This window comes from Kribbella turkmenica, assembly GCF_004348725.1.
GTDB lineage: Bacteria > Actinomycetota > Actinomycetes > Propionibacteriales > Kribbellaceae > Kribbella > Kribbella turkmenica.
The window spans coordinates 1-13477 of sequence record NZ_SMKR01000190.1; the positions used below are offsets into that span (position 1 = coordinate 1).

A 13477-nucleotide genomic window follows, 5' to 3' on the forward strand; every position below is an offset into this window, starting at 1 on the left:
CACCACCCCCGCGGCCTCCGCCACCCGCCGCCTCACCGTCCGCTGGCAGAACGCGTCAGTCACCGCCCACCTGACCGCCATCCCCGGGGTCACCCGCCAGGACGACCGCACAGTCACCGTAGAGGCCGACATGCCCCACCTCTACCGCCTCTTCAACCTCTTCCTCCGAGTAGCCACCGCGGTAACCACCAACCCGCCGTACTGCTGAGACGGGCACCGTCTGGTAGGTGGCCCCACGAGAGTGTGGGTTGGCTAACCGGAATGAGCTTGGACAACCCACTGCCTGGTTGGCTGACCCACCAGACAGGACACGGGAGGACGCCTCGGTCGCGTGCGGTGGAGGTCAAGAACGTACAAGACCGGCTCGCGACGCGGCCGGACGATTGGTCCGTGGATGAGGAGACGATTCGGTTCGATACCAAGATTGCTGTGTTGCTGCGGGACGATCTGGCGGTCTGGCAGCGGTTGAACGTGACGGCGTTCCTGGTGAGTGGGATCGCCGGGACCCATCCGGAGGTCGTCGGGGAGCCGTACGAGGATGCGGACGGTACCCGGTACCTGCCGATGTTCCGGCAGCCGGTGCTGGTGTTCGAGGGGTCCAAGGAGCTCATGGGTACGGCGCACGAGCGGGCGCTGCGGCGGGAGATCGAGCACGCGGTGTTCACGCAGGAGCTGTTTGCTACCGGCAACGACCGGGACAACCGGGCGGCGGTGAAAGCCGTGCCGACCGGTGAGCTGGATCTGGTCGGGATCGCGCTCTACGGACCGAAGAACGCGGTGGACAAGGTGCTGAAGGGCGCGAGGATGCATCACTGAGCGCCCGGGCGGACGCCGGTGGAATGCCGCTCGTCGGTCCGAACGTTTGGTGACGTCGTGTCCGGCGCGACAGGTGATAGGTCGGGGGCTTGGACAACCGGCGGGGACCGTGAACAGGTTATGACGTGTCCACAGTCCCGAGTAGGTGTTCAAACCCCCGAAACCGCCCGACCGGCGACCGCCCGACCGCCGACCGCCGACCGGCGACCGTCGACAGCCGGCCGCCGACCGCCGGGGCCGGTGGAGCGCCCGGCGCGCGGGAACGCCGGGGCCCGGTGGCCGGACGTGGAGCCGCCGCCGAAGGCGGGGTGCTTCGGCGGCGGCGGGTTGGTCAGACGCGGCGGAAGATCAGGGCTCGCTTCACTTCCTGGATGGCCTTGGTGACCTCGATGCCTCGGGGGCAGGCGTCGGTGCAGTTGAAGGTGGTGCGGCAGCGCCAGACGCCTTCCTTGTCGTTCAGGATCTCCAGGCGCTGCTCGGTGCCCTCGTCGCGGCTGTCGAAGATGAACCGGTGGGCGCCGACGATCGCCTGCGGGCCGAAGTACTGGCCGTCGGACCAGAAGACCGGGCAGGACGTCGTGCAGGCGGCGCACAGGATGCATTTGGTGGTGTCGTCGAACCGGTCGCGATCGGCCTGGGACTGGATCCGTTCGCGGGTCGGCTCGTGGCCGCTGGTGACCAGGAACGGCATCACCGAGCGGTACGCGTCGAAGAACGGCTCCATGTCGACGACCAGGTCCTTGAGCACCGGCAGGCCCTTGATGGGCTCGACGGTGATCTCCTTCTCCGGGTTCAGGTCCTTGATCAGCGTCTTGCACGCCAGCCGGTTACGGCCGTTGATCCGCATCGCGTCCGAGCCGCAGACGCCGTGCGCGCAGGAACGTCGGAAGGTGAGCGTGCCGTCCTGGTCCCACTTGATCTTGTGCAGCGCGTCCAGGACGCGGTCGGTCGGCTGCAGGGTGACCGAGTAGGTCTTCCACTCCGCCTCGTCGACGACCTCGGGGTTGTACCGCAGGATCTTGACCTTGACGTCCATCAGTACTTGCGCTCCATCGGCTTGTAGCGGGTCTGGACGACCGGCTTGTAGTCGAGCCGGATGTTCACGTTGCCGTCGGCATCGAGTTCGCGGTACGCCATCGTGTGCCGCATGAAGTTGACGTCGTCGCGCTTGTCGTAGTCCTCGCGGAAGTGCCCGCCACGGGACTCCTTGCGGGCCAGCGCGGACACCACCAGCACCTCGGCCAGGTCGATCAGGAAGCCGAGCTCGACGGCCTCGAGCAGGTCGGTGTTGAATCGCTTGCCCTTGTCCTGCACCGCCACCCGGGAGAAGCGTTCCTTCAGCGTCTCGATGTCGACCAGCGCCTGCTTCAGCGAACCCTCGGTCCGGTACACCTGCGCGTTCAGGTCCATCGTCGCCTGCAGGTCGGCCCGGATCGCGGCCACCCGCTCGTCGCCGGTCGCGTTCCGCAGGCCCTCGACCAGGTCGACCACGAACTTCTCCGGCGCGTCCGGGAACTCCTCGAAGACGGCGGTCTCGGCGTACTCGGCGGCCGCGATCCCCGCCCGCCGGCCGAACACGTTGATGTCGAGCAGCGAGTTCGTGCCCAGCCGGTTCGCGCCGTGCACGGACACGCAGGCGACCTCGCCGGCGGCGTACAGGCCGGGGATGACGTCGTCGTTGCTGGCGAGCGCCTCGCCCTTGACGTTGGTCGGGATGCCGCCCATCGCGTAGTGCGCGGTCGGGAAGACCGGGATCTGCTCGGTGTACGGCTCGACGCCGAGGTACGTCCGGGCGAACTCGGTGATGTCCGGCAGTTTCGCGTCGATGTGCGCCGGCTCGAGGTGGGTCAGGTCGAGCATCACGTACGCGCCGTCCGGCCCGCAGCCGCGGCCCTCGCGGACCTCGTTCGCCATCGCCCGGGCGACCATGTCGCGCGGCGCCAGGTCCTTGACCGTCGGCGCGTAGCGCTCCATGAACCGCTCGTTGTCCTTGTTCCGCAGGATCCCGCCCTCGCCGCGGGCCGCCTCGGACAGCAGTACGCCGAGACCGGCCAGGCCGGTCGGGTGGAACTGGAAGAACTCCATGTCCTCCAGCGGCAGGCCCTTGCGCCAGACGATGCCCATCCCGTCACCGGTCAGCGTGTGCGCGTTCGACGTGGTCCGGAACACCTTGCCGAAGCCGCCGGAGGCGAACACCACCGACTTGGCCGAGAAGATGTGCAGCTCGCCGGTGGCCAGCTCGTACGCGACCACGCCGGTGGAGCGGCCGTCGACCATCAGCAGGTCGAGGACGTAGAACTCGTTGAAGAACTCCACGTTCTGCTTGATGCACTGCTGGTACAGCGTCTGCAGGATCATGTGCCCGGTACGGTCGGCCGCGAAGCAGGAACGGCGTACGACGGCCTCGCCGTGATTGCGCGTGTGACCGCCGAAGAACCGCTGGTCGATCTTGCCCTCGGCGGTCCGGTTGAACGGCAGGCCCATCTTCTCCAGGTCGAGAACCGCGTCGACGGCCTCGCGGCACATCACCTCGGCCGCGTCCTGGTCGACCAGGAAGTCACCGCCCTTGACCGTGTCGAAGGTGTGCCACTCCCAGTTGTCCTCCTCGACGTTGGCCAGCGCGGCGCACATGCCGCCCTGGGCCGCGCCGGTGTGCGACCGGGTCGGGTAGAGCTTGGTGAGGACGGCCGTCCGGGTCCGCTTGCTCGACTCGAGGGCGGCGCGCATCCCCGCTCCACCCGCGCCGACGATGACTACGTCGTACTGATGCCGCTGCATCTGTGAACCTCTCAGAAAATTGCGCAGTCTTACTTGTTGCAGACCGACAGCGTCGAGCTGGGGTCCAGGCAGGGGTCGAAGGTGAAGATCACCAGGGTGCCGAGTACGACGATCACGATCGACGCGGTGATCAGCAGGGACTTCAGCCAGAACCGGGTCTGGTCCTTCTCGGCGTAGTCGTTGATGATCGTGCGCATCCCGTTGGTGCCGTGCAGCATCGCCAGCCACAGCATCAGCAGGTCCCAGACCTGCCACAGCGGGTTGGCCCACTTGCCGGCCACGAACGCGAAGTCCAGCCCGGTGATGCCGTCACCGAGCATCAGGTTCACGAACAGGTGGCCGAGCACCAGGACGACGAGGGCGAGACCCGACAGCCGCATGAACAGCCAGCTGTAGAGCTCGAAGTTGGTCTGGCCGGACCGGTTCCGGCCGCCGCCCTTCAGCGAGCGGGAGCGGGAGCTGGACCGGGGAGCGGCGATGTCCGACATCTCAGCCTCCGAAGACGTGGGTGAGGTGCCGGATCACGAACGGCACGAACAGGACCACCCAGATCGCGCCGACGCCGATCATCAGCTGCCGCTGGTAGCGCGGGCCCTTGGCCCAGAAGTCGACCAGGATGAGCCGGATGCCGTTGAACGCGTGGAACAGGATCGCCGCCACCAGGCCGACTTCGAGCAGGCCGACGATCGGGTTCTTGTAGGTGCCGATGACCTCGTTGTAGGCCTCCGGGGAGACCCGGACCAGGGCGGTGTCCAGCACGTGCACCAGGAGGAAGAAGAAGATGCCCACCCCGGTGATCCGGTGCGCGACCCACGACCACATGCCCTCCCGGCCGCGGTACAGCGTGCCGGCTGGTTTGCTGGGCAAACCGATCCTCCGATTTGATCTCGGACCAGAGCCGTGCGGCTGCCGCGACCGGCTCGGCCGGGCGAAAACCAGGCCGATTTCGATGCTAGTCCTGCTGTCAGACCCAAAATGTCCTGACAGGTGTGAGATCGGTCGCGTCTTGACTTCAACCCGGCTTGACGTCCGAGACTGCGGATGGTCCGGGATGTCGCCCGGGTCACACTGAGGGGAGAACACGGTGAGTTTCTGGATCTGTGCGACCTGCGCGGTCGAGCACTCCGAGCAGGTCGACGTGTGCGCGATCTGCGCCGACGAACGCCAGTGGGTGCCTGCCGACGGTCAGCACTGGACCACGCTCGACGAGCTGGCCGCCGCCGGGACGACGGTGGCGATCGAGGAGGTGGAGCCGCGGCTGTTCGGCATCACCTCGAAGCCGCCGGCCGGGATCGGGCAGCAGTCGATGCTGGTGCAGACCGACGAGGGCAACCTGCTCTGGGACCCGATCGGTTTCGTCGACGACGACGCCGTACGGCGGGTGCGCGAGCTCGGCGGGATCGCGGCGATCGTCGCCAGCCATCCGCACATGTACGGCGTCCAGGTCGAGTGGAGTCACCGGCTGGGCGACGTACCGGTGTACGTCTCGGAGGCGGACGCCGAGTGGGTCGCCCGCCAGGACCCGGTGATCAGGACCTGGTCGGGCAAGCTCACCCCGCTCCCCGGCGTCACCCTGATCCAGCCCGGCGGCCACTTCCCGGGCAGCGCGGTCACCCACTGGGCGGACGGTGCCGACGGCAAGGGTGTCCTGCTGTCCGGCGACACCGTCTTCGCCAACCCCGACCGCACCTCGGTCAGCTTCATGCGCAGCTACCCGAACCGCATCCCACTCTCCGGAGCCGTCGTCGACCGCGTCGCCCGCTCCCTCGAGATCTTCGACTACGACCGCCTCTACAACAACTTCGGCTCGGTCATCCCGGTGGACGCCAAGGCGATCGTCCGCCGCTCCGCCGACCGCCACGCCGCCTGGGTGCGAGGCGACTACGACCACCTGACCTGAGGGGTCCCGAGGGACAGGACGTATACGCCGCAGGGCCGGGCGGAACGATCGGAGCACACTCCGCCGTATCTCGCATTCGGCGACACGTCCTGTCGTTCGGTCCGCTTCCTGCCCGGCGGGTAGCACGTCGCGGCTGCCCCCGCCCGTGATCGCGCGTGTCGTTGCAACTACCTGCAACTGGGTTGCGCCGGAGAGTGTTCGAAGGATAAAAACTCTCTGACTTCGCCGGTGTCGCTCGGGGTGCGCCGGATCCGCCCAGTTTTGGAGTGTCGATGCGCCGCGCCCGCATGTTGCTGACGTCTGCCCTCGTGCTGTCCCTCCCGGCCTCAGTTGCGGTGCCCCTCACAGCGGTGGCCCAACCACGGCATGTCGTGCAGGTCGCCGTACCGCAGGTACAGAAGGCTGCCCTGGGACCGCTTGCACCGCCGGCACCAGCGCGTGTGGGCAAGGTGTCGTCGTCTGTCGTTTCGTCGACCGGAAAGCCGCAGCGTATCCGCGAACTGGAGACGAAGCGGACCGCGTCGTCGACGAGCTATCTGATGTCGGACGGCACCACGCAGACCGTGCTCTCGACGGAGCCCGTGCACTACAAGGATTCCGAGGGCAAGTGGCAGCGCATCGACACGAAGGTCACCCCCGGTGCGGGCGAGGACGCGTTCGAGAACGGCAGGAACAGCTTCCGTTCCCGCTTCGGCAAGTCGACCGACCGTTTGATCAGCTTCGAGGCTGACGGCACGTGGATCCGCCTGGGCGCGGCCGGCGACAAGCGCAAACTGCTGCCGACGGCGAAGGACTCGTCGGTCGTCTTCGCGGATGTCTTCGGCACCGCGGACGTTCGGTACCGGGTGACCAACACCGGCGTGAAGGAGGACGTCGTGCTCGCGAGCGTCGCGGACGCGGCGAGCGAGTACACCTTCGAACTGCAGACCGGCGGGCTCACCGCCAAGGAGCAGTCCGACGGCTCGATCGGCTTCTTCAAGAAGTCCGACGACAAACTGCCGAAGTACGTGATTCCGGCGCCGAACATGTCCGACGCGTCGCCGCAGAACCACCTAGGCCAGCCGGGCTACTCGGACAAAATCACACAGACGGTCACCCAGGAGGGCGGCAAGACCCTCCTCACCTTGAAGCCTGACGTGACCTGGCTCAAGGCCGAGGCGCGCGTGTTCCCGATCGTCATCGACCCGACCATCATCGTCGTACCGGACCCGAACGCCGCCCAGGACACGTCCATCTCCGAGGCTGCCCCGACCACGACCTACGGTTCGCACCCGACGGTGCTGACCGGCGACGATGCCAGTCGCAACACGTGGCGTGGCCTGCTGAGGTTCGACACCTCGATGATTCCGGCCGGTACGGCGATCCGCTCGGCCGACCTGAACATGCACTTCGGTGCGGCGTTCGGCTCGGACACGACGACGGTGCCGTTCGCGGCGGTGAAGGCGACCAAGGCCTGGTCGGAGGCGACCGCCACTTGGTCGTCGATGAGCACGTCGTTCGACGGGACGTACGCGTTCAACAAGGTGACCGTGGACGACCAGGACCTCACGGCCACGTCGTATGAGGGTTTGTGGGAGGACTACGCCCACAACGGCGCGGTCGGTGGCCGGTTCTCGTACGCGCCGCACGGTACGACGCCGGACGCGTTCACCTGGGATGCCCGGGTGCCCAGCGCGGGTGACTATCTCGTGCAGGGCCACTACTTCCAGGCCTCTTACCGTGGCAAGCCGACGGTCAAGATCACCGGTGCGACGCCGACCGGTCAGCCGACGGTGCTGAACACCGTTTGGGACCAGACGACCGGCTCGGCGTCCGGCGCGTGGTACTCGCTGGGTACGGTGCACGCCTTGCCGGGCAAGCCCGCGCAGGTGCGGATGGTCCGGGACACCACGACGGCGACGACGCCGATCGCGGATGCGGTGAGCTGGACCGAGTTCTCCACTCAGACCAAGGCTCCGGGGCAGCGGGATCTGTGGCATTCGTTCGCGCTCGGCTCGTACGTGCAGTCGTGGGTGAACGAGCCGTCGCAGAACTTCGGTGTCATGCTGAAGGCCGTCAACGACTCCGGTACCGGCCCGATCGGCGGCCTGTACTACAACGCGAGCGAGGCCACGGACGGCGGCGAGACCGCCGTCCGCCCGAACCTGGTCATCACCTATGACGAGCCCGGAGTCGCGCTCCAGCCGCCGGCGACGATTCAGGCAAGCGGTCCGGAATTGAAGTGGAGCGCGTACGTCGACCCGACCGCGCGCGAGGACGACAACCTGGTCGAGTACCAGATCTTCCGCGGCTGCCGGACACTTCCCGCGGGTACCTGCACCACGCCGGTCGTGGAGTACTTCAGCTCCAGCGATCCTGCCGGTCTGGAACTGGTCGGCACGGTCGCGTCGGACGTGACCACCTGGACCGATCAGTCGGCGAAGCCGTCGTCTGCGACCGAGCCGGCTACCTACAACTACTGGGTCGTGGCCCGGACGGTCGGTGACGGGGCGCAGAACGGTCGCGCCGCCTCGAACGTCCAGACCGTGACGACACCTCGCGAAGGCCGCGTCATGCGGTCGTTCTCGGGGGACATCTCCGACACCACGCTGAGCTCGGCGCAGCCGGACGTGGTGCTGTCCCGTCCTGACGGCACTTCGGGGAACACGCGCTACTGGATGCAGGTCGGCAACAACCATCCGGTGTACGGGAAAGAACGCGCGGTCTTCGAGTTCGACACCGCCGCGATCACGCAGGGAACCAGGGTCACCGACGCGAGGGTCGAGCTGTTCTCGAACTACGGATCCGGCATCGGCCAGGCCGACTTCGACCTGCACGCCCTCACCCGTGACTTCGTCGAAGGACAGGCCACCTGGAACCAGGCCACGTCCACGATCGACTGGTCCACTCCCGGTGGCGACTACGAGGCGACCAACCTCGGCACGGTGCGCCCCGATGACAATCCGCAGCGACTCACCTTCGGATCGAGCGAGCTGATCGCCGAGGTGCAGTCCTGGGTGAGCAACCCGGGCGACAACCACGGCCTTCTGCTGAAGACCCGCGACGAGACGGTTCCTCAGCAACTGCTCAGCATCACCAACGGCGAGTCCCCGGACAGCCTGTTCAAGCCTCGCCTGTGGGTGGAGTCGTTGGTGAAGAATGAGGCTCAGACCTACGAGGCCGACGAGATCCCCGAGAGGTTCGTTCCCGGCACCACCGTCACGACCCCGGTCACCGTCACGAACACAACCAACGCGACCTGGCCGACCGGCCTGCAGTTGTCGTACCGCTGGACGGAGCCTGGCGACAGCACCGACATCACGGTCTCCGGAGACCGCAACTTCGTGCCACTCGGCAAAGCGCTGGCACCGGGCGAGGCGGTTGTGCTCAACCTCCCGGTGCGCACGCCGATCAACTCCGACACCGGGACGAAGCGGCTCGCCTACGATCTGTACCTGGACCTGTGGACCGGCTCGGGCTGGTTCTCCACGACGACTCCGCCTTCATCGAACACCACCCGGCCGATCCAAGGATGCGCTGTCGTCACCACGGGCTTCCTGTGTGTTGATCGCTACGTCGAGGATCCGACCTCCAACCAATTGGGCCTGGAGAAGTTCCTGTCGTACACCGGCGAAGAGACCGGTGCGGGTTCGCAACTGCTGACGAACCTCTACAGCGGGAACGTGGTCTGGTCGTACGACGCGATGTCCAACCCGTCGATCGGCCCCTCGGCGTTCGTGCGACTGGCCTACAACAGCATGGATGTCACCGACGCTGGTGCCGGCTTCGGCGTCTCCGTGCAGCCGGCGACATTGACCCGACTCGGCAGCCGGCTCTCGGTGCCGAGCGGCGGCAGCGTCAACAACCTGATGACCTTCATCGACGGTGACGGCTCGACGCACACCTACAAGCTCGCGACGCAGTCCGCCGGCCAGCTGACCTACACGAGACCTGCGGGTGTGTCGCTTGATCTGACCCGCGACCTCACCGCCGACGCGGCGCATCAGTGGGTGTTCAGCCGTCCGGACGGTACTCGCTTCTACTTCAATCAGGACACCGGTCGGCAGACCTCGGTCGTCGACCGGAACGGGAACGCGCTGACGTTCAACTACGACACCAACGGTCGGCTCACCTCTGCCACCGATGCATCGTCGCGGGTCGTCATGACGCTGGGGTACGACAGCGCCGGGCTGGTGTGGATCCGGGACCTGTCCGGACGAGCGCTCAAGTTCAGCTACAACGGGTCGCACCAGGTGATCAAGCTTGAGGACGGCGGCTCGTTCGACCCGGCGACGCGGACATTCGGTGCCGGTGCGCCGGTGAAGACGTTCCTGTTCGGCTACACCGACACGTCGGCCAACGGGAATGCGAAACTCAACTCGGTCAAGGACCCGCGCAGCGCGGAGACGAAGGTCCAGTACTACACCTCGACCGAGAACTCCGCCTATGCACTGTGGCCCAAGAACTACACCGACCGCCGTGGCAACAGCACGACCTTCTCGTACGCCGATCCGGACGGGTCGGTGGCGAAGGACATCGTCGCCACGGTGACCGATGTGAACGGCTCCACTCCCTCGGTGACGACGTACCGGATGGACGGCTACGGCCGGACGACGAGCATCCTCGACGCCAATCAGAACGCCTCGGGTGGGACCAAGGCCACGCTGCTCGCGTGGGACAGTGACCACAATGTGATCCGGCTGCAGGAGCCGAACGGCGCGGTGTCGACTTGGGAGTACGACCCGAAGACCGGTTATCCGCTCAAGGTCCGCGACGCGATGGCGGTCAAGAACGGCCTCCCAGGTGTCGTGCTCACCTACCAGACGTTGACCACTGGTGCGCGTCCGACGGTGTTGATATCGAAGACGAGCGCGGCCGGTCGGACCGATACGTTCACCTACGACGCCAACGGCAACGTCGAGACCGTGAAGAACGGCCGCGGTTACGGTCCGACGTACACCTATAACGCGAACGGGACGCTCGCCACGGCCGCTGACGCCCGTAGCAATGTCACGCAGTACCAGGCGTACGACGCGAACGGCTACCCGACGAAGATCATCGACCCGCTGCTCGCGCAGATCGACTTCCTGTACGACGACCGCGGCAACGTGCTCCGCGTCGAGGACGACTTCCCGCGCGTCACAACCGCTGAGTACGACGCGTTCGGCCGGCCGACCAAGGTCACCAAGCCCTACAACGGCACCGAGACCCGGACGACGGCCACCGAGTACGACCTCAACGACAACATCACCAAGGAAACCGCTCCGAACGGCGCGTTCTCGTCGTCCACGTTCGATGCCGCGGACAACGTCTTGACCAAGACCCTGCCGGACAACAACACCACCGGTCGGCAGATCGTTTACACCTACGACGTGCTGGGCCGCAGGACCACCGAGACCGCGCCGAAGGGTGTCGCGTCGACCACGGATCCGAACGACTTCGTGACGAAGTACAGCTATGACCGGATCGGTCAGGTCCTGAAGGTGGAGACGCCGTTCGTCGACACCGACGGATCCACCAAGACCCCGACCACGACGTACGAGTACGACCTGGTCGGTAACCAAATCACGGTGATCGACCCGCTGAAGAACGCGTCGGCGGCGACTGACTACACGTCGAAGATGGTGTACGACCTGAACCACCGGGTGACCGCGGTGACCGATGCGGCCGGTTACACCAGTAAGAAGGTGTACGACGCCGACGGCCTGGTGACGGCGGAGATCAACGCGACGGGTCACACCAAGACCACGGTGTACGACGAGGCCGGTCAGCCGGTCGAGGTCAAGGTCCCGCACACACCGATCGGTGCGCGCCAGGAGATCCGGATCACCAAGCTGACCTACGACGAGGCCGGCAACGTTACCCGGCAGACCCGCCCCAGCGGCCGGTACTCCGAGACTGTCTACGACAAGAACAACCGCCCGGTTCAGAAGAAGGGTGCGTTCGACACCACGGAACCGGGCTACACGACGCCGTCCAGCACGTTCATCCAGTACTACCCGACCGGCGAGATCAAGGCCCAGTCGGAGCCGACGTTCGGCAGCTCGGGCGCGCAGTGGACGAACTTCACCTATTTCGATTCGGGTGAGATCAAGTCCTCGACGGATCCGTGGCAGATCTCCACGAGCTACGGCTACAACCAGCTGGGTCAGCAGACCGATCGCACGATGACCGTGCCCGGGGACGACGCGAAGCGCGTCCAGTCGTGGGGTTACTACCCCGATGGTGCGTTGCAGTCGCGTTCGGACACGGCCGCGCAGCAGCCGGTCGACGTGGTCGACAACGCCGACACCTGGCAAACGGCCGCCACCGGCACCTGGGCGACCATCACCGGTGGCACGAACACCCAGGGAGCGAACTATCGCACCCACGCGGCGGCTGCGGTGGGCTCGCCGGGGGCGAACGACAGTTTCAGTTGGCGGGTGCTGCCGGATGTGGCTGGTTCGTTCGATGTGTACGCGTCGTGTCCGGTGCGCACGGATGCGGCGTCGGCGGCGACGTACACGATCAATCACTCCACGGGGGTGGCGACCAAGACGGTCGATCAAAAGGCGTGTACGGCGGCGAACCCGTGGGTCAGCCTCGGTAACTACTCGTTCCCGAACGGTGTCGCGAAGACGGTGGTGTTGAAGCCGGCCACGTCGGGGGTGGTGGTCGCGGACGCGATCAAGCTGGTGTCGACGAACCCGGTGGCGTCGCGGTCGTTTACCTACAGCTATGACGCCAACGGTGTGCAGACGGAGGTGAAGGACAACACTCCGAGCGCTGCGGCTGACACGTTCAAGGTGACGACCGACGGTCTGGCCCGCACGACGCAGGTCCAGGAGCTGAAGGGCGGGGCGGAGCAGGCGAAGACCGACTACACCTACGACCTGAACTCCAATGTCTTGTCGACGAACGCGCAGCGTCCGCTCGGCAGCAACAACCTGCATGTTTCGCGGTACACCGCTTACACGTGGGATGTGCGGAATCTGGTGGACACGGTGAAGGCGGGTGAGTCGCCGACGTCGTCGTTGGAGACGTGGCAGTACGCCTATGATCCGCGGGGTTGGCGGTCGGCGGTGGACAAGCCGAACGGGAATGTGGCGACGCAGACGTATCACGAGGATGGTCTGGCGCGGGTTTTGGTGGAGAAGACCGATGACGGGCAGTTGGTGTCGTCGCATTCGCTGCGCTACAACCTCGATGGTGATCGTTCGCAGGATGTCGAAAAGGTTCTGAAGGCCGGCACGGCCGACTACCTCGATCAGGCATCGACCTATGCCTACACGCCGGCGCGGCAGTTGAAGTCGGTGGTGAAGACCGGTGTGGAGGCGGGTGACGACGAGTCGTATGTGTATGACGCGGCCGGGAACGTCACGTCGCAGACCATCGGGTCGACGGCCTCGACGATGGCCTATGACCGTAACCGTTTGGTCAGGACGGTGACCGGCGCAACGACGATGAATCACCGCTATGACGTGTTCGGTCGTTCGACCACGGTCGATGTCGGTGCGCGGGTGGTGGAGCAGAACGCCTACGACGGTTATGACCGGCTGGTGCGTCAGCAGAGGTTCGACACCGCCGGGGCCCCGACGTTCACCAGGCTTCAGTCTTTTGATCCGTTTGATCGGGTGGTGTCGCAGGCCGAGAAGGTCGGTACCGCGCAGTCGGTCAGTACCCGGTACACGTTCGTTGGTTTGGCCGATCAGGTCGCGGTTGAGGAGGAACGCGACACTGCCGGGGTCTGGAAGGTGTCCAAGTCGTATGCCTACGGCGCGGGTGGGGAGAACCTGTCGCTGGTTGATTCTCCGGTCAATGGTTCGACGTCGAGCAAGTCGTTCTACGGCACTAATCCGCACGGCGACGTGGAAACCCTCACCGACGCTACGACGGGCTTGACGACGTCGACGTACCGGTACACCGCTTACGGCCAGCCCGACAGGGTCGGCACCACCGGCGACGACGCCATCACCGGCACCCCCGGCCAGGACGCCGATGTGGTCAATCCGTACCGGTTCAACT

General features: G+C 66.1%; 7 protein-coding genes and 1 pseudogene. 4 read left to right on the forward strand and 4 right to left on the reverse strand.

What is annotated here, in order from left to right; genetic code table 11:
* Positions 1 to 208: pseudogene (locus E1218_RS30780) on the forward strand (M55 family metallopeptidase); the annotation flags it as partial.
* Positions 209 to 390: 182 nt separating this feature from the next.
* Positions 391 to 816 (forward strand): DUF2000 domain-containing protein, encoded by a 426-nt coding sequence (locus E1218_RS30785; RefSeq protein WP_233712587.1) that lies wholly within the window; start codon positions 391 to 393, stop codon positions 814 to 816.
* Between the two features lie 331 nt (positions 817 to 1147).
* On the opposite strand, the gene E1218_RS30790 is transcribed toward E1218_RS30785, so the two are convergent.
* Genes E1218_RS30790 through sdhC form a run of 4 tightly spaced genes read right to left on the reverse strand, consistent with a single transcriptional unit; the run spans position 1148 to position 4461 of the window.
* On the reverse strand, positions 1148 to 1852 hold the full coding sequence (locus tag E1218_RS30790) for a succinate dehydrogenase iron-sulfur subunit (protein ID WP_132326561.1): 705 nt from the start codon (positions 1850 to 1852) through the stop codon (positions 1148 to 1150).
* Positions 1852 to 3594, reverse strand: coding sequence for a succinate dehydrogenase flavoprotein subunit (gene sdhA / locus E1218_RS30795; protein WP_132326562.1), 1743 nt, complete (start codon positions 3592 to 3594; stop codon positions 1852 to 1854). The genes E1218_RS30790 and sdhA overlap by 1 nt, the downstream gene beginning before the upstream one ends.
* 29 nt (positions 3595 to 3623) lie before the next feature.
* The gene (gene sdhD / locus E1218_RS30800) at positions 3624 to 4082 is read right to left on the reverse strand and encodes a succinate dehydrogenase, hydrophobic membrane anchor protein (protein ID WP_132326563.1); all 459 of its coding nucleotides are present in this window, start codon (positions 4080 to 4082) and stop codon (positions 3624 to 3626) included.
* A gap of 1 nt (position 4083) precedes the next feature.
* Positions 4084 to 4461, reverse strand: coding sequence for a succinate dehydrogenase, cytochrome b556 subunit (sdhC, locus tag E1218_RS30805; protein WP_132326564.1), 378 nt, complete (start codon positions 4459 to 4461; stop codon positions 4084 to 4086).
* Between the two features lie 217 nt (positions 4462 to 4678).
* Here sdhC and E1218_RS30810 point away from each other — a divergent pair, with 217 nt between their 5' ends.
* The gene (locus tag E1218_RS30810) at positions 4679 to 5494 is read left to right on the forward strand and encodes an MBL fold metallo-hydrolase (protein WP_132326565.1); all 816 of its coding nucleotides are present in this window, start codon (positions 4679 to 4681) and stop codon (positions 5492 to 5494) included.
* Positions 5495 to 6033: 539 nt separating this feature from the next.
* The coding region (locus tag E1218_RS30815) for a DNRLRE domain-containing protein (protein ID WP_132326566.1) at positions 6034 to 13477 on the forward strand (7444 nt) is incomplete at its 3' end.

What these genes read in the sequence shown, in the direction of transcription:
- sdhA (WP_132326562.1), bottom strand. Translation starts at nt 3,594, where the DNA reads ATGCAGCGGCATCAGTACGACGTAGTCATCGTCGGCGCGGGTGGAGCG.
- sdhD (WP_132326563.1), bottom strand. Translation starts at nt 4,082, where the DNA reads ATGTCGGACATCGCCGCTCCCCGGTCCAGCTCCCGCTCCCGCTCGCTG.
- E1218_RS30790 (WP_132326561.1), bottom strand. Translation starts at nt 1,852, where the DNA reads ATGGACGTCAAGGTCAAGATCCTGCGGTACAACCCCGAGGTCGTCGAC.